19 protein-coding genes and 1 other RNA gene are annotated in these 17,714 nt (G+C 59.8%); 16 read left to right on the top strand and 4 right to left on the bottom strand.

Translation table 11 applies throughout. The annotated features are described in order from the left end of the window. Positions 1-31 precede the first annotated feature (31 nt). The 7 genes from rplM to CAG02_RS12505 all read left to right on the top strand — a co-directional run bounded on the left by rplM (position 32) and on the right by CAG02_RS12505 (position 4,919). Positions 32-460, top strand: coding sequence for a 50S ribosomal protein L13 (gene rplM, locus CAG02_RS12475; RefSeq protein WP_007928449.1), 429 nt, complete (start codon positions 32-34; stop codon positions 458-460). Between the two features lie 14 nt (positions 461-474). Next, positions 475-867, top strand: a complete 393-nt coding sequence (gene rpsI, locus CAG02_RS12480; protein WP_007961615.1) for a 30S ribosomal protein S9 — start codon at positions 475-477, stop codon at positions 865-867. A 269-nt stretch (positions 868-1,136) separates the two neighbouring features. Next, a complete protein-coding gene (petA, locus tag CAG02_RS12485) occupies positions 1,137-1,730 on the top strand; it encodes a ubiquinol-cytochrome c reductase iron-sulfur subunit (RefSeq protein ID WP_003228055.1) in 594 nt (197 codons plus the stop codon). Further along, entirely contained in the window at positions 1,730-2,941 is a 1,212-nt protein-coding gene (locus CAG02_RS12490) for a cytochrome bc complex cytochrome b subunit (RefSeq protein WP_085709341.1), read from the top strand. The genes petA and CAG02_RS12490 overlap by 1 nt, the downstream gene beginning before the upstream one ends. Next, a complete protein-coding gene (locus CAG02_RS12495) occupies positions 2,941-3,723 on the top strand; it encodes a cytochrome c1 (RefSeq protein WP_064383969.1) in 783 nt (260 codons plus the stop codon). Before CAG02_RS12490 ends, CAG02_RS12495 begins: the two co-directional genes overlap by 1 nt. A 148-nt stretch (positions 3,724-3,871) precedes the next feature. Then, complete coding sequence (locus CAG02_RS12500) at positions 3,872-4,489, top strand: glutathione S-transferase N-terminal domain-containing protein (protein WP_085709342.1); 618 nt, start codon at positions 3,872-3,874, stop codon at positions 4,487-4,489. Positions 4,490-4,505: 16 nt separating this feature from the next. Further along, positions 4,506-4,919: a ClpXP protease specificity-enhancing factor gene (locus tag CAG02_RS12505; RefSeq protein ID WP_007956787.1), complete on the top strand. Its 414-nt coding sequence runs from the start codon at positions 4,506-4,508 to the stop codon at positions 4,917-4,919. Between the two features lie 98 nt (positions 4,920-5,017). On the opposite strand, the gene CAG02_RS12510 is transcribed toward CAG02_RS12505, so the two are convergent. The 4 genes from CAG02_RS12510 to CAG02_RS12525 form a co-directional block, all read right to left on the bottom strand. Then, on the bottom strand, positions 5,018-5,596 hold the full coding sequence (locus tag CAG02_RS12510; protein WP_085709343.1) for a BON domain-containing protein: 579 nt from the start codon (positions 5,594-5,596) through the stop codon (positions 5,018-5,020). Continuing rightward, positions 5,593-6,186, bottom strand: coding sequence for a phosphoheptose isomerase (locus tag CAG02_RS12515; protein ID WP_007928463.1), 594 nt, complete (start codon positions 6,184-6,186; stop codon positions 5,593-5,595). The genes CAG02_RS12510 and CAG02_RS12515 overlap by 4 nt, the downstream gene beginning before the upstream one ends. A gap of 102 nt (positions 6,187-6,288) precedes the next feature. Next, complete coding sequence (locus CAG02_RS12520; protein ID WP_007956783.1) at positions 6,289-6,651, bottom strand: YraN family protein; 363 nt, start codon at positions 6,649-6,651, stop codon at positions 6,289-6,291. Beyond that, entirely contained in the window at positions 6,651-8,462 is a 1,812-nt protein-coding gene (locus tag CAG02_RS12525; RefSeq protein ID WP_085709344.1) for a penicillin-binding protein activator, read from the bottom strand. The genes CAG02_RS12520 and CAG02_RS12525 overlap by 1 nt, the downstream gene beginning before the upstream one ends. A gap of 177 nt (positions 8,463-8,639) precedes the next feature. On the opposite strand from CAG02_RS12525, the gene rsmI reads away from it, so the two are divergent. From rsmI to mraY, 9 genes are all read left to right on the top strand, one after another. Next, positions 8,640-9,545 (top strand): 16S rRNA (cytidine(1402)-2'-O)-methyltransferase, encoded by a 906-nt coding sequence (gene rsmI, locus CAG02_RS12530; protein ID WP_085709345.1) that lies wholly within the window; start codon positions 8,640-8,642, stop codon positions 9,543-9,545. Between the two features lie 73 nt (positions 9,546-9,618). Then, positions 9,619-9,972, top strand: an RNA gene (gene rnpB / locus CAG02_RS12535) — RNase P RNA component class A. A 403-nt stretch (positions 9,973-10,375) separates the two neighbouring features. Further along, positions 10,376-10,831 (top strand): division/cell wall cluster transcriptional repressor MraZ, encoded by a 456-nt coding sequence (gene mraZ, locus CAG02_RS12540; RefSeq protein WP_003205355.1) that lies wholly within the window; start codon positions 10,376-10,378, stop codon positions 10,829-10,831. After that, positions 10,828-11,775: a 16S rRNA (cytosine(1402)-N(4))-methyltransferase RsmH gene (gene rsmH / locus CAG02_RS12545; RefSeq protein ID WP_085709346.1), complete on the top strand. Its 948-nt coding sequence runs from the start codon at positions 10,828-10,830 to the stop codon at positions 11,773-11,775. The genes mraZ and rsmH overlap by 4 nt, the downstream gene beginning before the upstream one ends. Beyond that, entirely contained in the window at positions 11,772-12,065 is a 294-nt protein-coding gene (ftsL, locus tag CAG02_RS12550) for a cell division protein FtsL (protein WP_007956777.1), read from the top strand. Before rsmH ends, ftsL begins: the two co-directional genes overlap by 4 nt. Then, positions 12,065-13,804 carry a penicillin-binding protein 2 gene (locus CAG02_RS12555; RefSeq protein WP_170931600.1) on the top strand — a complete coding sequence of 580 codons (1,740 nt, stop codon included), beginning with the start codon at positions 12,065-12,067 and terminating at the stop codon, positions 13,802-13,804. Before ftsL ends, CAG02_RS12555 begins: the two co-directional genes overlap by 1 nt. Next, positions 13,804-15,267, top strand: a complete 1,464-nt coding sequence (locus CAG02_RS12560; RefSeq protein ID WP_085709348.1) for a UDP-N-acetylmuramoyl-L-alanyl-D-glutamate--2,6-diaminopimelate ligase — start codon at positions 13,804-13,806, stop codon at positions 15,265-15,267. Before CAG02_RS12555 ends, CAG02_RS12560 begins: the two co-directional genes overlap by 1 nt. Beyond that, positions 15,260-16,627, top strand: coding sequence for a UDP-N-acetylmuramoyl-tripeptide--D-alanyl-D-alanine ligase (gene murF / locus CAG02_RS12565; RefSeq protein ID WP_085709349.1), 1,368 nt, complete (start codon positions 15,260-15,262; stop codon positions 16,625-16,627). The genes CAG02_RS12560 and murF overlap by 8 nt, the downstream gene beginning before the upstream one ends. Then, a complete protein-coding gene (gene mraY / locus CAG02_RS12570; RefSeq protein ID WP_015096766.1) occupies positions 16,627-17,709 on the top strand; it encodes a phospho-N-acetylmuramoyl-pentapeptide-transferase in 1,083 nt (360 codons plus the stop codon). The genes murF and mraY overlap by 1 nt, the downstream gene beginning before the upstream one ends. The last annotated feature ends 5 nt before the right edge of the window (positions 17,710-17,714 follow it).

Consider the following 17,714-nt stretch of genomic DNA (forward strand, 5'->3'; position numbering starts at 1 on the left):
TATTTACAGGCGGCCCCTGAGGCTATAAAGAATGAAAACTTTTACTGCTAAACCGGAAACAGTAAAGCGCGACTGGTTTGTCGTCGACGCTGCTGGTCAGACCCTGGGTCGTCTGGCCACCGAAATCGCGAGCCGTCTGCGTGGCAAGCACAAGCCTGAGTACACTCCTCACGTTGACACCGGCGACTACATCGTCGTGATCAACGCTGAGCAAGTTCGTGTAACCGGTGCTAAAACCACTGACAAAATGTACTACTCCCACTCCGGTTTCCCGGGCGGTATCAAGTCGATCAACTTTGAAAAACTGATCGCCAAGGCCCCTGAGCGCGTGATCGAGACCGCGGTTAAAGGCATGCTGCCTAAGAACCCGCTGGGTCGCGACATGTACCGTAAGCTGAAAGTCTATGCGGGCGCTGCACACCCTCATACTGCTCAGCAGCCCCAAGAACTGAAGATTTAACGGAATAGTTCATTATGTCGGCGACTCAAAATTACGGCACTGGCCGTCGCAAGACCGCAACCGCACGCGTTTTCCTGCGTCCGGGTACTGGTAACATCTCCATCAACAACCGTTCGCTGGATTCGTTCTTCGGCCGCGAAACTGCCCGCATGGTAGTTCGTCAGCCGCTGGAACTGACCGAGACTGTCGAGAAATTCGACATCTACGTCACCGTGATCGGCGGTGGTGTAAGTGGTCAGGCTGGCGCAATCCGCCACGGTATCACTCGCGCTCTGATGGACTACGACGAAACCCTGCGTAGCGCTCTGCGCAAAGCTGGCTTCGTTACCCGCGACGCCCGTGAAGTTGAACGTAAGAAAGTTGGTCTGCGTAAAGCGCGTAAGCGTCCGCAGTACTCGAAGCGTTAATTCCGCTTCCACGTTCAAAAAGAACGCCCGATTCCTCACGGAACCGGGCGTTTTTTTATGCGTGCGATTTCTCGAATAATTGCGCTGTGACAACTTGCCACATTCGTAGACCCCCTATACTACAAGGCTTGAGGGCCAGCCCTCCGGGTAATTACCTTGTCAGAATTGGGGGTTTTCATTACCATTCGGCAAAATTTTTATAAGTACATTGTTTCATATTTAGTAGATGCCTGATTTAACAGGCCACAAAGCTGATGGGAGAGGACTGAATGAGCAATGACGGCGTGAATGCAGGCCGGCGTCGCTTCTTGGTAGCGGCCACATCCGTGGTGGGTGCTGCAGGAGCGGTGGGGGCTGCGGTCCCGTTCGTGGGGTCATGGTTTCCCAGTGCCAAGGCGAAGGCTGCCGGCGCACCGGTGAAAGTGAATGTCAGCAAGATCGAGCCCGGACAGCAGATGATTGCTGAATGGCGCGGCCAGCCGGTATTCATTGTTCGCCGTACTGCGGAAATCCTGGGGAATCTCAAGAAGATCGAGGGCCAGCTCTCCGATCCGACCTCCAAAAACTCCACGCAACCCACCTATGTCGACCCTGAAGTGCGTTCGATCAAGCCGGAAATCCTGCTGCTGATCGGGATCTGCACTCACCTGGGTTGCTCACCGACCTTCCGTCCCGAAGTGGCACCCGCGGATCTGGGCAAAGACTGGGTAGGCGGCTATTTCTGCCCTTGCCACGGTTCCCACTACGATCTGGCTGGCCGCGTCTACAAGTCGCAACCTGCGCCTTTGAACCTGCCAGTACCCCCGCATTCCTATGAGACCGATGACCTGATTGTCATTGGCGTCGATACGGAGAAAGCGTGATGAGCAAGTTCATGGATTGGGTTGATGCGCGCTTCCCCGCCACCAAAATGTGGGAAGACCATCTCAGCAAGTATTACGCACCAAAAAACTTCAACTTCTTCTACTTCTTCGGCTCGCTGGCACTGCTCGTTCTGGTCAACCAGATCGTCACCGGTGTCTGGCTGACAATGAGCTACACCCCGTCGGCTGAAGAGGCGTTTGCCTCCGTCGAATACATCATGCGCGACGTCGAGTACGGCTCGATCCTGCGTTTGCTCCACTCAACCGGAGCTTCGGCATTCTTCATCGTGGTCTATCTGCACATGTTCCGTGGCCTGCTTTACGGTTCGTACCAGAAGCCGCGGGAGCTGGTGTGGGTGTTCGGCATGCTGATCTACCTGGCGCTGATGGCCGAAGCCTTCATGGGTTACCTGCTGCCATGGGGCCAGATGTCCTACTGGGGTGCCCAGGTGATCATCTCGCTGTTCGGCGCGATTCCGGTCATCGGCAACGACCTGACCCAGTGGATTCGTGGTGACTACCTGATTTCCGGAATCACCCTGAACCGCTTCTTCGCCCTGCACGTGGTGGCCTTGCCGATCGTGATTCTCGGTCTGGTGGTGCTGCACATTCTGGCGTTGCACGAAGTGGGTTCGAACAACCCGGACGGCGTGGACATCAAGAAGCACAAGGACGAAAACGGTGTTCCGCTGGATGGCATCGCTTTCCACCCGTACTACACCGTGAAAGACATCGTCGGTGTGGTGGTCTTCCTGTTTATCTTCTGCTTCATTGTGTTCTTCTTCCCGGAAATGGGCGGCTACTTCCTCGAAAAACCAAACTTCGAGCAGGCCAACCCGTTCAAGACGCCAGAGCACATTGCACCGGTCTGGTACTTCACACCGTTCTACGCAATCTTGCGTGCGATCCCGGACAAGCTCATGGGCGTTATCGCCATGGGGGCCTCGATTGCCTTGCTGTTCGTGCTGCCATGGCTGGATCGTAGCCCGGTCAAATCGATGCGCTACAAAGGCTGGATGAGCAAAATCTGGCTGGTGGTGTTCTGCATTTCCTTCGTGATTCTCGGCATTCTGGGGGTTCTGGCCCCGACGCCGGAGCGCACGCTGGTGTCGCAGGTCTGCACCTTCCTGTACTTCGCCTACTTCATTCTGATGCCGTTCTACACCAGGCTCGAGAAGACCAAACCGGTTCCGGAAAGGGTGACTGGCTGATGAAAAAGTTATTTTTTGCTCTGATTTTTGCTGCTCTGCCTGTGCTGTCCTTTGCTGCGGAACACGGTGGTCCGGAACTGGAAAAAGTCGACATCGACGTTTCCGACAAGGCTGCCCTGCAGGATGGTGCGCGTACCTTCGCCAACTATTGCATGGGTTGCCACAGCGCCAAGTTCCAGCGTTACGAGCGTGTTGCCGATGACCTCGGTGTTCCGCACGAAATGATGCTGGAGAAGCTGGTGTTCACCGGTGCCAAGATCGGCGATCACATGAACATCGGCATGCAACCGGCCGACGCCAAGACCTGGTTCGGTGCGGCGCCGCCGGACCTGACCCTGGTGGCGCGTGTTCGTGGCACCGACTGGCTGTATGGTTATCTGCGTTCGTTCTATGAAGATCCGGCGCGTCCATGGGGCGTGAACAACAAGGTCTTCCCGAACGTCGGCATGCCTAACGTGCTGGTCGGCCTGCAAGGTCGTCAGGTCGTGGGTTGCAAGCAGGTGCAGATCGTCGAGGATGGCAAGAAGCAGTACGATCCGCTGACCGGTACGCCTCTGACTCATGAAGCCTGCGATCAACTGACCATCGTGCCGAAAACCGGCACCCTGAACGAAGAGCAGTTCGATGAGAAGGTCAAGAATCTGGTAACCTTCCTGGCTTACTCGGCTAACCCGGTTAAGCTGCAACATCAGCGCATCGGTACTTACGTCTTGCTGTACCTGGCGTTCTTCTTTGTGTTCGCCTACCTGCTCAAGCGTGAATACTGGAAAGACGTGCACTGATAACGCTTCAAGCAATTGCTGTTAATCGCGCGCGCCCAAGGGCGCCTCTGAAAACGCAAGGCCTGGTCAGCCAGGTACTGCGGGAGGCGCCCTCTGGGCGCGCGCGTTTTTCCGGCTCCGACTATTTCAACAAGCGAGGAGGATCGCCATGGGCGTGACCAATCGGTTGGCCTGTTACTCCGACCCCGCCGACCACTATTCCCACCGAGTGCGCATCGTGCTTGCAGAGAAGGGTGTCAGCGCCGAGATCATTTTTGTGGAGGCTGGTCGTCAGCCGCCTAAACTGATTGAAGTGAACCCTTACGGCAGTCTCCCGACGCTGGTCGATCGTGACCTGGCGTTGTGGGAGTCGACCGTGGTGATGGAATATCTGGATGAGCGTTACCCGCATCCGCCATTGATGCCTGTGTACCCGGTGGCGCGTGCCAACAGTCGTCTGTTGATGCACCGCATCCAGCGTGACTGGTGTGGTCTGGTGGATCTGATTCTGGATTCACGCACCAAGGAAGCTGCGCGTGTCGTGGCGCGCAAGGAATTGCGTGAAAGCCTGACGGGCGTGTCGCCGCTGTTCGCCGACAAGCCGTTTTTCCTCAGTGAGGAACAAAGTCTGGTGGATTGCTGCCTATTGCCAATACTCTGGCGTTTGCCGATTCTGGGTATAGAACTGCCGCGGCCGGCCAAGCCGCTGCTTGATTATATGGAGCGTCAATTTGCGCGTGAGGCTTTCCAGGCGAGTCTGTCTGGTGTCGAACGCGACATGCGCTAAGGCTTAAGGAGCCGCTATGAACTCCAGTCGACCTTATCTGGTCCGCGCGCTCTACGAGTGGATTGTGGATAACGATTGCACCCCGCACATGCTGGTCAATTCCGAGTACCCGGCAGTGCAGGTACCGCAGGGCTTTGCCAGTGACGGGCAGATTGTCCTGAATATTTCACCGAGTGCCGTGCGGCATCTGCACATGGACAACGACGTCGTGACCTTCGAAGGTCGCTTCGGTGGTGTTCCGCACAGCCTGTACGTGCCGATTGCTGCGATCCTGGGTATCTACGCCCGGGAAAACGGTCAGGGCATGGTGTTCGATCTGGAGTCGCCGATGGATGACGAAGACGAGATCGAGCAGGATGACGATGTTCCGCCACCAGACAGCGAGCCACCGCGCCCAAGCGGCCGGCCAAGCCTGAAAGTGGTGAAGTAATAAAAAAGGCGATCCAACCGGATCGCCTTTTTTGTGCCCGTGGGAGCGGGCCTGCTCGCGATAGCGCTTTCGTAAGCGCCACCGATGGCAGATCGTTCTCAGTCGATGTACTCGAACAGTTTCACGATCTTCTGCACGCCGGACACGCCCTGGACCAGATTGGTGGCCTGGGCTGCTTCCTGCTTGGTCAGCAGGCCGAGCAGATAGACGATGCCGTTCTCGGTCACGACTTTGATGCGCGAGCCGGGAATGCTGGCGTCGGTCAGCATCTGGGTCTTGATCTTGGTCGTCAGCCAGGAGTCGTTCTGGCGGGCGAGGAAGCTCGAAGGGGCGATCACTTGCAGCTCGTTGTGCACCTTCTTCACGCGTTGCACATTGGCGGCAGCCTGTTCGGCCTTGGCCTTGAGGTCTTCGCGCGGGGTCTGGCCGGCCAGCAGCACGATGCCGTTGAAGCTGGTGACGACGATGTGCGAGTCATTGTCCAGGCCAGGATCGGCCTTGGCCACGTTGACGCCGACTTTGGTTTCGATCAATGAATCGTCGATCTTGCTGCCGAAGGTGCGGGTGCCGCGATCGTCTTCAATCGGTGCTTCGCGGCTGGCATTCACCACGGAGGTGCAGCCAGTAATGCCGAGGCACAGGGTCAAGGCCAGAAGGCCAAGGCGATTAGGGGTCATTCTTCACTCCCGAACAGTTGGCTGTCGATCAGATCACAAAGGCAATGGATCGCCAGCAAGTGGACTTCCTGAATACGTGCGGTGACATTGGCCGGTACGCGAATCTCGACGTCCTCGGGCAGCAGCAGCGACGCCATGCCGCCGCCATCGCGTCCGGTCAAAGCTACGACAATCATTTCGCGATCATGTGCGGCCTGGATCGCTTGAATAATGTTTGCCGAGTTACCGCTGGTCGAAATCGCCAGCAACACATCGCCTGGCTGACCGAGTGCACGGATCTGCTTGGAGAACACTTCGTTGTAGCTGTAGTCGTTGGCGATCGAGGTGATGGTCGAGCTGTCGGTGGTCAGGGCGATGGCCGGCAGGCTCGGACGCTCACGCTCGAAACGGTTGAGCAGTTCCGAGGAAAAGTGCTGGGCATCGCCGGCCGAGCCGCCGTTGCCGCACGAGAGCATTTTCCCTTCGTTGAGCAGGGCGTTGACCATTACCTGGCTGGCTTGCTCGATGTGCGGTGCAAGTACGTCCATCGCCTGTTGCTTGGTGTCGATACTGGCCTGAAAAAGCTGGCGAATTCGGGATTGCATGTCCATCTGTGTGACCTTAATTAGCGCGGCTGTCCGGCACGTGAATGTGCAGCCCGCAAAGCAAAGAGCAAAAGTGTTGAGTAAAAATGTCCAGGTCGGCGCAGGCGCTCAACTGTCGAACGCATTCTGCAACCAGTTCAGCTGACCCTGGTGGCTGTCGATGGCCACCACGTCGAAGCGGCAGGGGGAATTGGCCCAACGCGACTCGCGCTGAAGAAAATACTGTGCGGCGAAAATCAGTTTCTGCCGTTTGCGCCCGTCGATACTGTCGAGCGCTCCACCCCATTGAGTGTTCTTTCGGTAACGTACTTCGACGAATACTACTGTATCGCCATCAAGCATGACCAGATCAAGCTCGCCGCGTTTACATAACCAGTTCTGCGCCAGCAGGCGCAGACCCTGGTGTTGCAGATGCTCGAGCGCCTGGCGCTCGGCATCCTTGCCGCTTTGCAGGTGTGACCTGTCGGGCATCAGCGCGGGGTGTCCGGCAGGCGCTGGATCTGGCCGCTGACAAACTGGGCCCATGGCAACTGACGTACGACGCGTTGGCTCTGGGTCATGCCCAGGCTGCCCGACAGACCGTCGATGCGGCTGTCCGGCAGGGTCTTGAGCTGGCTCAGACGTGGTGCCAGGCGGTAGGCGTCAACACCCATCGCGTACAGGCGGCCGAGGCTGCCGGCGGCTTGTGGCCATTGTGCGGTGACCTGTTTGCGCAGTGGATCGTTGGCATCCAGCAGCCACGGGGTTTCGCAGAAGCGCACGCCGTTCATGTCGTTGTACTGGTTCACGTCGCCGCTGGCGCTGAATACGTGGGAGGTCGCGTAGACCGGAACGTCGCCGGCGTACTGGAAGTTCAGGGTCGGCTTGATTTGCTGGGCCTGTTGCGGAGTCGCGGCGAGGAAAATGAACTCGATGTCCTGGCGACGCGAAGGCTGGGCGGCGACGTTGGTGCCGGCAGCATTCTGCAGGCTCTTGGCGCGAGCTTCGCTCTGGCGCAACTGGAACATGTCGGCGATCTGCTGGGCCAGTTGCACAGGTTGATCGACACGCTCGGTGGCAACAATGCTGCCGCCGTTGGCTTGCCAGTCCTGGCTGAATGCGCGCAGGACGCGGTCACCCCATTCGCCTTTCGGCACCATGATCGCAGCGCGGTGCAGGCCGTCGGCACGGGCGCGGCGGGACACTTCGCGGGCTTCGTCTTCAGCGGCGAGGCCGAACTGGAACAGTTGCGCCGGGCCCTGGTCGCCTTCGCTGTAGTTCAGCGCCAGCGTGGTGATCGGCAGTTGCGGGCGGGTGCTCAGCTGTTTGACCAGTGGTTTTTCCAGCGGTCCGACAACCAGTTGCACGCCGTCGGCCTGGGCCTTGCGGTAGAACTCATCCATGCTGGTCAGGTGCGAGCTGTCGTAGAACACGATGGCCGGTGGCTTCTGGCCGGCTTGCTGGGCCTGGTAGTGCGCGGCCATGAAGCCGTCACGCAGGGCCTTTCCGACGGAAGCCAACTGGCCGTCCTGTGGCAGCAGCAGGGCAATCTTGCTCAGGGGTTGGCTGGCCAGTTCCTTGAGTTTGGTCAGAGGTAGCGGCAGGTTGATCGCGGCCGGGTGTTTCGGGTGCCGCGAGCGCCAGTCGTCGATGGCAGCCTGTTGCTGCTCCAGGGTGCCGGCGGTTTTCACGGCCAGGGCCAGGCTCATCCAGCCTGCGAGGTCGTCGGTCCCGTTGGGTTGCAGTTGATCGGTCGGCAGCGACGCAATCAGGGTCCAGATCGCTTCGTGGTTCTTGCTGGCGGCTTCGCCTTCCAGCATCGGTGCGATGAAGATGCGCTCGCGAGCGGCAGCCAGTGTCTGGCCATCGGCTTCAAGGGCGCGGGCGTGAACGGTGCCGGAGCGAACCTGCAGTGGAATCGACATTTCGCTCAGGCGCTGCAGGCTTGGATGGTTCAAGGCTGCCAGCGCGGCTTTCGGCTGGTTGCGGGTCATGGCCAGTTCAGCAGACAAGGTGCTGGCAAATGCCTGCTGGCCTGGCTGGAGCTGCTCCATCGGCACTTGTTGCAGGATCTGCGCGGACTGTCCGGCGTTGCCTTGGCGGTAAGCCATGTCGGCCGCGCTCAGGCGCAGCAACGCAGCTTTGTCCGGCGATTTGGCCTGGGCAGCCTGTTCGAGCAGTTGCTCGATACTGGCATCCGGAGTCCGTGGAAGTTCGCCAAGGCTGGAGGAAGGGGAGCTGGCGCAGGCCGCCAACAGGGCAGCGAGGCAGAGGGCAGTGAACAGCCGCAGGCAAGCGATCATGTAAGTGTTCCTGATACTCGATCAAATTAGCGTCGAATTGTACCCAAGCGCTGGCCGGGGCGCGATGTTACTGGTGTGAAACCGTCAATTTAGCTGATGTAAATGTTGCGCGACCGCACAATGGTGCGACAAACCGTGTCTGCCGCGAGCGCATCGCCGGGCGCGTGACGCGCTACAATGGCGGCTTTTACCGATCATGAGGTGTGCGCTTTGACTGCTCCAGGTGCTTTGAATTCCGCTGCGGGCTCGCTTTATGTGGTGGCGACGCCCATCGGCAACCTGGACGATATCAGCGCCCGGGCGTTGAAGATCCTGCGCGAAGTCGCGCTGATCGCCGCCGAAGACACGCGCCACTCCCAGCGTCTGATGCAGCACTTTGGCATCGCCACGCCGCTGGCGGCCTGCCATGAACACAACGAGCGTGATGAGGGCAGTCGTTTCATTACTCGTCTGCTGGCTGGCGACAACGTTGCGCTGATTTCCGATGCCGGTACGCCGCTGATTTCCGATCCGGGTTATCACCTGGTGCGCCAGGCACGTGCCGCCGGGATCAATGTGGTGCCGGTGCCGGGTGCCTGTGCGTTGATCGCGGCGTTGTCGGCGGCTGGCTTGCCATCCGACCGTTTCATCTTTGAAGGTTTTCTGCCGGCCAAGGCTGTTGGCCGAAAGGCACGCCTGGAAGCCATCAAGGAAGAGCCGCGCACACTGATTTTCTACGAGGCGCCGCATCGTATTCTCGAATGCCTGCAGGATATGGAATCCGTGTTTGGTGCAGAACGCCCGGCATTGCTCGCCCGTGAAATCACCAAGACCTTTGAAACGCTCAAGGGTCTGCCTCTGGCCGAGTTGCGTGCGTTCGTCGAGGCGGACAGCAATCAGCAGCGTGGCGAATGCGTTGTTGTAGTGGCTGGCTGGACTGCACCGGAATCCGAAGATGCCGTCAGCAGCGAGGCGATGCGCATCCTCAATCTGCTGCTCGAAGAGATGCCGCTCAAGCGTGCTGCAGCTTTGGCAGCGCAAATCACCGGTGAGCGCAAAAACGTGCTGTATCAGGTGGCGCTGGATCAGCAAAAAGACGCGTAACCCGTCGCGCAGACCGGTTTGCGGGCTATTAGCGCTTGTTCTTCGGGCGCTCTGCCGTTAACCTGCGCGGCGGAGAGTCGATCGGACAGTCGCTGCCCTCTATGAAAATTAGGGGGGGGAGGAAAGTCCGGGCTCCATAGGGCGAAGTGCCAGGTAATGCCTGGGAGGCGTGAGCCTACGGAAAGTGCCACAGAAAATAACCGCCTAAGCGCTTCGGCGCCGGTAAGGGTGAAAAGGTGCGGTAAGAGCGCACCGCACGTCTGGCAACAGTTCGTGGCTAGGTAAACCCCACTTGGAGCAAGACCAAATAGGGTCCCAAGGCGTGGCCCGCGCTGGGACCGGGTAGGTTGCTAAAGATGTCCAGTGATGGCCATCGTAGACGAATGACTGTTCAAGACAGAACCCGGCTTACAGATCGACTCTCCACCTTTTTCTTTTCCCTGCTTGAATTAAAGGCGACAGGGCTGTTTATTATCAGCAGGCCTGCTCTGGAAATCCGGCAGCGGCAATCGCAGTAATAGCCATTTCCCACCTTGCTTCAATCAACAGCAGAAGCGCTTTTGTAATACCGAAAAAATCTTACTCTTAACAAATTACTTTAACTTTCGAGCGCAGCTGTCAGTGCTGTCTCAAGTTATTGGATAAAAGCATCCGCCAGATTCTCGTTGCCCCTCCTTTTATGCTCCTAAATCTCCGTTCTGTAAGGGTTTTCCTTTGATCCGCGCCTTGACGGTGTGGTGGGCGCATTCCTATAGTGTGCGCAAGTGGCGGAAAGTGGCATGAAGTGGGTTTTTTGAGCTCAAAACGATAAAAATTGGAGAAACGCAGACGTGTTTCGCGGAGCTAACGCTATCAGTCTCGACGCAAAGGGCCGTCTCGCCATGCCGAGCCGGTACCGTGACGAGCTCGTTTCGCGTAGTTCCGGCCAGTTGATCGTGACCATTGATGCCGTTGATCCGTGCCTGTGTGTCTACCCGCTCGATGAGTGGGAAATTATTGAAACCAAGTTGCGCGCGCTTCCTTCGCTCCGCGAAGAGAACCGTCGTCTGCAACGTTTATTGATTGGTAACGCCGTCGACCTCGAACTCGACGGCAGTGGTCGTTTTCTGGTGCCGCCGCGCCTGCGCGAATACGCAAAGCTGGACAAGCGCGCGATGCTGGTCGGTCAACTGAACAAGTTCCAACTGTGGGACGAAGATGCCTGGAACGCGGTTTCTGCCGCTGACCTGGCTGCCATACAACAACCGGGCGCCATGCCTGATGAACTGCGTGATCTGATCCTGTGACTATTGATAGCGGCTTTAACCACATCACCGTACTGCTTGACGAAGCCGTCGAGGCTCTCGCCGTACGTCCTGATGGCTGCTATCTGGACGGCACGTTCGGGCGCGGCGGGCACAGTCGGTTGATCCTCAGCAAGCTCGGGCCTGATGGCCGGCTCATCGGATTCGACAAAGATCCACAAGCGATTGCCACCGGGCAAACGCTAGCGGCCGAAGACGGCCGCTTTGTCGTTGTGCAGCGCAGCTTTGCCGAGCTCGGTTCGGTGGTTGCCGAACGTGGTCTGGCCGGCAAGGTCAGCGGCATTCTGCTCGACCTCGGCGTGTCTTCGCCGCAGCTCGATGATGCCGAGCGTGGCTTCAGTTTCCTCAATGATGGCCCGCTGGACATGCGTATGGACCCGTCCCGCGGCATCAGCGCAGCCGAATTCGTCAACACCGCGCCGGTGGAAGAAATCGCCCGGGTGTTCAAGGAATATGGCGAAGAGCGTTTCTCCGGTCGCATGGCCCGTGCCGTGGCCGAGCGCCGCGACATCACGCCGTTCGAGCGCACCGCCGATCTGGCTGAAGTGCTGAAAGTCGCCAACCCGGCGTGGGAAAAGGGCAAGAACCCGGCCACTCGTGCATTCCAGGGCCTGCGCATTCACGTCAATAACGAACTGGGCGATCTGGAAGCGGGCCTTGAAGCCGCGCTCGAATGCCTGGAAGTGGGCGGCCGCCTGGTCGTGATCAGCTTCCACTCGCTGGAAGACCGCATCGTCAAACTGTTCATGCGCAAGCTGGTGAAAGGCGAAGCCGACAACCTGCCGCGCAACCTGCCGGTTCGCCACGTCGCGTTCGAACCGAAAATCAAAGTCCATGGCAAAGCGCAGACGGCCTCCGACGCCGAACTCAAAGCCAACCCACGTTCCCGTAGCGCCGTCATGCGCGTCGCGGAGAAGTTGCGGTGAGCAAGCTTTTCGCCAAGCCACTGCCTGGCGGCAGCTTTTTCATGCTGCTGCTGTTCATCGGCGTGCTCGTGTCGGCCATCGGCGTGTCCTATAGCGCCCACTGGAACCGGCAATTGCTCAATACCCTTTATAACGAACTCAGCGTGCGCGACAAGGCGCAGGCCGAGTGGGGGCGCCTGATCCTGGAACAAAGCACCTGGACCGCCCACAGCCGGATCGAAGTACTGGCCACCGAACAACTGAAGATGCACATCCCGGGCGCAGCTGACGTGAAGATGGTGGCGCCATGATGAAACTCGAAGGGGCACTCTTCCCGTGGCGCTTCCGTCTGGTCGTCGGTCTGCTCGGCGTGATGGTGGCCGCGATCTGCTGGCGGATCATCGACCTGCAGGTGATCGACCGTGACTTCCTCAAGGGTCAGGGTGATGCGCGCAGCGTTCGTCACATTCCGATCCCGGCACACCGTGGTCTGATCACTGACCGCAATGGCGAGCCTCTGGCCGTGAGTACGCCGGTGACTACGCTGTGGGCCAACGCCAAGGAAATGCAGCTGGCCAAGGAAAAGTGGCCTGCGCTTGCCGCTGCCTTGGGCCAGGATCCGAAAGCCCTCGCCGAGCGCCTCGAAGCTCAAGCGAACAAAGAATTCATTTATCTGGTGCGCGGGCTGACCCCCGAGCAGGGCCAGGCCGTGCTCGACCTGAAAGTGCCGGGCGTCTACGGCATCGAAGAATTCCGCCGGTTCTATCCGGCCGGTGAAGTCACCGCGCACATGGTCGGGTTCACCGACATCGATGACCACGGTCGTGAAGGTGTCGAACTGGCCTACGACGAGTGGCTGGCCGGCGTACCCGGCAAGCGGCAGGTCATCAAGGATCGGCGCGGTCGGCTGATCAAGGATGTCCAGGTCACCAAGAACGCCAAGGCCGGCAAGCCCTTGGCGTTGTCCATTGACCTGCGTCTGCAATACCTGGCCAACCGTGAGCTGCGTAACGCGATCATCGAGAACGGCGCCAAGGCCGGCAGTCTGGTGATCATGGACGTGAAGACCGGCGAGATCCTCGCCATGGTCAACCAGCCGACCTACAACCCGAACAACCGTCGCAACCTGCAACCGGCGATGATGCGTAACCGCGCGATGATTGACGTGTTCGAACCGGGTTCGACCATGAAAGCGATTTCGATGAGCGCCGCGATCGAAACCGGCCGCTGGAAACCGAGCGACACCGTCGAGGTGTATCCGGGTTCGCTGCAGATCGGCAAATACACGATCAAGGACGTATCGAAGACCGAAGGCCCGGTGCTCGACCTGACCGGGATTCTGATCAATTCCAGTAACGTCGGCATGAGTAAGGTCGCGTTCGATATCGGCGGCGAAACGATTTTCCGCCTCGCACAGAAAGTCGGCCTCGGCCAGGACACCGGTCTTGGCTTCCCGGGTGAACGTGTCGGCAACTTGCCGAACTACCGCGAGTGGCGCAAGGCTGAAACCGCAACGCTGTCTTACGGCTACGGTGTTTCGGTGACCGCGATTCAGCTGGTGCACGCGTTCTCGGCACTGGCCAACAACGGTCGACTCGCACCGCTGACCCTGATCAAAACCGACAAGGCGCCGCAGACCACCCAGGTGCTGCCGGAAGCCGTGGCGAAAACCATGCAGGGTATGTTGCAACAGGTGATCGAAGCCCCGCGTGGCGTATTCCGTGCGCAGGTTCCCGCCTATCACGTGGCCGGCAAGTCGGGTACGGCGCGCAAGACCTCGGTGGGCACCAAGGGTTATGCCGAAAACTCCTATCGCTCGCTGTTCGCCGGTTTCGGCCCGATGAGCGACCCGCGTTATGCCATCGTCGTGGTGATCGATGAACCGACCAAGGCCGGTTACTTCGGTGGTCTGGTTTCGGCGCCGGTGTTCAGCCGTGTGATGTCCGGCACCCTGCGTCTGATGAACGTTACCCCGGACAACCTGCCGAACACCCAGCAGGCCAATGCCACCCCGGCTGTTCCGCTGAAAGCCAATGGAGGGCGCGGCTGATGTCTCTTAGTCTGAACAAGATTTTCCCCCACGCCGGCCACGATCTGTTGATCCGTGAACTGGCGCTCGACAGCCGCAATGTGCGCGCGGGCGACTTGTTCCTCGCGGTGCCGGGCGGCAAGTTCGATGGTCGTGCGCACATTGCCGACGCACTGGCTCGTGGCGCCGCCGCGGTTGCTTACGAAGTGGAAGGCGCCACCGTGCTGCCGATCACTGACGTGCCATTGATTCCGGTCAAAGGCCTGGCGGCGCAGCTGTCGGATATCGCCGGTCGTTTTTACGGTGAGCCGAGTCATCACCTGAATCTTGTGGGCGTGACCGGTACCAACGGCAAGACCAGCGTGACCCAATTGGTCGCACAGGCGCTGGATCTGCTCGGCCAGCATTGCGGCATCGTCGGCACCCTGGGTTCCGGTTTCTACGGTTCGCTGCAAAGTGGCCTGCACACCACGCCGAATCCGATCGCCATGCAAGCGACCCTGGGCGACCTGAAAAAGGCCGGCGCCAAAGCCGTGGCCATGGAAGTTTCGTCTCACGGCCTGGATCAGGGCCGGGTCACTGCACTGGCGTTCGACGTGGCGGTGATGACCAACCTGTCCCGCGATCACCTTGATTACCACGGCACCATGGAGGCCTACGCCGAAGCGAAGGCCAAGCTGTTTGCCTGGAATGACTTGAAGTGCCGTGTGGTCAATCTGGATGACGATTTCGGCCGGCAACTGGCCGCCGAAAAACGTGAGTCGCGTCTGATCACCTATAGCCTGCTCGACAGCAGCGCCTATCTGTATGTCCGCGAAGCGCAGTTCGATGATCATGGTGTGCGCGCCACGCTGGTCACCCCCCAGGGCGAACATCATCTGCGCAGCACATTGCTGGGTCGTTTCAACCTGAGCAACGTGCTGGCTGCCGTCGGTGCCTTGCTCGGTCTGGACTACGCCCTCGACGAAATTCTCAAGGTGCTGCCGAAACTCGAAGGCCCGGCCGGACGCATGCAGCGTCTCGGCGGCGGCACCCAGCCGCTGGTGGTGGTCGATTACGCCCACACGCCGGATGCGCTGGAAAAAGTTCTGACTGCGTTGCGCCCGCACGTCAAAGGCCAGTTGCTGTGCCTGTTCGGTTGTGGCGGTGATCGCGATCGCGGCAAGCGCCCGCTGATGGCCGAAGTGGTCGAGCGTCTGGCCGACCGCGTCCTGGTTACCGATGACAATCCGCGTACCGAAGATCCAGCGGTGATTTTCGATGACATCCGCGCCGGCTTCACGGCTGTGGATAACGTGACATTCGTGGCCGGTCGCGGCCAGGCCATCGCACAACTGATCGCCAGTGCCTCGGCGGATGACGTAGTCGTCCTGGCCGGCAAAGGTCACGAGGACTATCAGGAAATCAACGGCGAGCGCCACGCATTCTCTGATCTGGTCGAGGCCGATCATGCCCTGACCGCGTGGGAGGTGGCCCATGCTTAAGGCCCTGAAACTCAGCGAACTGACCAACGCACTCGACGCGCGTTTGATCAGCGCGGACGCCAGCTTCGACGGCGTGAGCATCGACAGCCGTGCCATCAAGGCCGGCCAACTGTTTATCGCCCTGACCGGTCCGCGTTTCGACGGTCATGACTATCTGAATGAAGTCGCCGCCAAAGGTGCCGTTGCTGCATTGGTCGAGCGCGAAGTCGCCGACAGCACGCTGCCGCAACTGCTGGTCAAGGACACCCGCCAGGCCCTCGGTCAACTGGGCGCACTGAACCGTGCTGCGTTCACCAAACCGGTCGCGGCCGTGACCGGCTCCAGCGGCAAGACCACGGTCAAGGAAATGCTCGCGAGCATCCTGCGCACGCGCGGCTCGGTGCACGCGACCCGTGGCAACCTGAACAACGACCTCGGCGTACCGCTGACCCTGCTCGAACTTGCCCCGGAACACAGCGCGGCGGTGATTGAGCTGGGCGCCTCGCGTCTGGGTGAGATCGCCTACACCGTAGGGCTGACCAAGCCGCACGTGGCAATCCTCAACAACGCCGGCACCGCTCACGTTGGCGAGTTCGGCGGGCCGGAGAAAATCGTCGAAGCCAAGGGCGAAATCATCGAAGGGCTGGCCGCCGATGGCGTCGCCGTGCTGAATCTCGATGACAAGGCGTTCGGTATCTGGAAAACCCGCGCTGCCGGTCGCAAGGTGCTGACCTTCGCCCTGAGCAACACGCAAGCGGATTTCCACGCCAGCGACCTGGCCACCGATGCCCGTGGCTGCCCGGCGTTCAACCTGCACAGTCCTGAAGGTGTGGAACGGGTTCAGTTGAACCTGCTCGGCACCCATAACGTCGCCAATGCCCTGGCCGCCGCCGCTGCCGCTCACGCCCTGGGCGTGTCGCTGTTCGGCATCGCCACCGGGCTTGGCGCGGTACAACCGGTCAAAGGTCGCACCGTCGCGCAACTGGCGAAAAACGGCATGCGCGTGATCGATGACACTTACAACGCGAACCCCACCTCCATGTGCGCGGCCGTTGATATACTCGCCGGCTTTTCCGGCCGCACCGTCCTGGTGCTCGGGGATATCGGCGAGTTGGGCGACTGGGCGGAGCAGGGGCACCGCGACGTGGGTGAATACGCCCGGGGCAAGGTTTCCGCGCTTTACGCTGTCGGGCCGAACATGGTCCACGCCGTGAACGCATTCGGCCAAGAGGCGCATCACTTCGGCACGCAGGCCGAACTGATCCAGGCCCTCGGCGCCGAGCAGGACAAAAACACCACCATTTTGATCAAGGGTTCGCGCAGCGCAGCGATGGAAAACATCGTTGCGGCCCTGTGCGGGTCCAGTCTGGAGAAACATTAATGCTGCTGCTGCTAGCGGAGTATCTGCAACAGTTCTACAAAGGCTTCGCGGTCTTCCAGTACCTGACCCTGCGCGGGATCCTCGGTGTGCTGACCGCGCTGGTCCTGTCGCTGTGCTACGGCCCGTGGATGATCCGCACCCTGCAGAACCGTCAGATCGGCCAATCGGTTCGTAACGATGGTCCGCAATCGCACCTGTCCAAATCCGGTACGCCAACCATGGGCGGCGCACTGATTCTGTCTTCCATCGGTGTCAGCACCCTGTTGTGGGCTGACCTGAGCAACCGTTACGTCTGGGTCGTGCTGCTGGTGACCCTGCTGTTCGGCGCCATCGGCTGGGTCGACGACTACCGCAAGGTCATTGAGAAGAACTCCCGTGGTCTGCCAAGCCGCTGGAAATATTTCTGGCAGTCGGTGTTCGGCCTCGGCGCGGCAATCTTCCTTTATATGACTGCGGCCACGCCGGTGGAAACCACCCTGATCCTGCCGATGCTCAAGGACTACAGCATTCCGCTGGGCGCCGGTTTCATCGTGCTCACCTACTTCGTGATCGTCGGCTCGAGCAACGCGGTCAACCTGACCGACGGCCTCGACGGTCTGGCGATCATGCCGACGGTGATGGTCGGTGGTGGCCTGGGCATCTTCTGCTATCTGTCGGGTAACGTGAAATTCGCCGAATACCTGTTGATCCCGTACGTACCGGGCGCGGGCGAGCTGATCGTGTTCTGCGGCGCACTGATCGGTGCCGGCCTGGGCTTTCTGTGGTTCAACACCTATCCGGCACAAGTTTTCATGGGTGACGTCGGCGCACTGGCGCTGGGCGCTGCCCTGGGCACCATCGCGGTGATCGTCCGTCAGGAAATCGTCCTGTTCATCATGGGCGGCGTGTTCGTGATGGAAACCCTGTCAGTCGTCATTCAGGTGGCTTCCTTTAAGCTGACCGGTCGCCGTGTGTTCCGCATGGCTCCGATACACCACCACTTTGAACTCAAGGGCTGGCCCGAGCCGCGCGTGATCGTCCGTTTCTGGATCATCACCGTGATTCTCGTGCTGATCGGCCTTGCCACCCTGAAGCTGAGGTAGAACGA

The sequence above is a fragment of the Pseudomonas sp. R43(2017) genome (assembly GCF_002112345.1).
Taxonomy (GTDB): domain Bacteria; phylum Pseudomonadota; class Gammaproteobacteria; order Pseudomonadales; family Pseudomonadaceae; genus Aquipseudomonas; species Aquipseudomonas kribbensis.

Coding starts and splice junctions, on each gene's coding strand:
- CAG02_RS12505 (WP_007956787.1), top strand. CDS start 4,506: ATGAACTCCAGTCGACCTTATCTGGTCCGCGCGCTCTACGAGTGGATT.
- murF (WP_085709349.1), top strand. CDS start 15,260: ATGCTTAAGGCCCTGAAACTCAGCGAACTGACCAACGCACTCGACGCG.
- CAG02_RS12560 (WP_085709348.1), top strand. CDS start 13,804: ATGTCTCTTAGTCTGAACAAGATTTTCCCCCACGCCGGCCACGATCTG.
- CAG02_RS12520 (WP_007956783.1), bottom strand. CDS start 6,651: ATGCCCGACAGGTCACACCTGCAAAGCGGCAAGGATGCCGAGCGCCAG.
- CAG02_RS12495 (WP_064383969.1), top strand. CDS start 2,941: ATGAAAAAGTTATTTTTTGCTCTGATTTTTGCTGCTCTGCCTGTGCTG.
- rsmI (WP_085709345.1), top strand. CDS start 8,640: ATGGCGGCTTTTACCGATCATGAGGTGTGCGCTTTGACTGCTCCAGGT.
- CAG02_RS12555 (WP_170931600.1), top strand. CDS start 12,065: ATGAAACTCGAAGGGGCACTCTTCCCGTGGCGCTTCCGTCTGGTCGTC.
- CAG02_RS12500 (WP_085709342.1), top strand. CDS start 3,872: ATGGGCGTGACCAATCGGTTGGCCTGTTACTCCGACCCCGCCGACCAC.
- rplM (WP_007928449.1), top strand. CDS start 32: ATGAAAACTTTTACTGCTAAACCGGAAACAGTAAAGCGCGACTGGTTT.
- CAG02_RS12490 (WP_085709341.1), top strand. CDS start 1,730: ATGAGCAAGTTCATGGATTGGGTTGATGCGCGCTTCCCCGCCACCAAA.
- mraY (WP_015096766.1), top strand. CDS start 16,627: ATGCTGCTGCTGCTAGCGGAGTATCTGCAACAGTTCTACAAAGGCTTC.
- rpsI (WP_007961615.1), top strand. CDS start 475: ATGTCGGCGACTCAAAATTACGGCACTGGCCGTCGCAAGACCGCAACC.
- petA (WP_003228055.1), top strand. CDS start 1,137: ATGAGCAATGACGGCGTGAATGCAGGCCGGCGTCGCTTCTTGGTAGCG.
- CAG02_RS12510 (WP_085709343.1), bottom strand. CDS start 5,596: ATGACCCCTAATCGCCTTGGCCTTCTGGCCTTGACCCTGTGCCTCGGC.
- CAG02_RS12515 (WP_007928463.1), bottom strand. CDS start 6,186: ATGGACATGCAATCCCGAATTCGCCAGCTTTTTCAGGCCAGTATCGAC.
- CAG02_RS12525 (WP_085709344.1), bottom strand. CDS start 8,462: ATGATCGCTTGCCTGCGGCTGTTCACTGCCCTCTGCCTCGCTGCCCTG.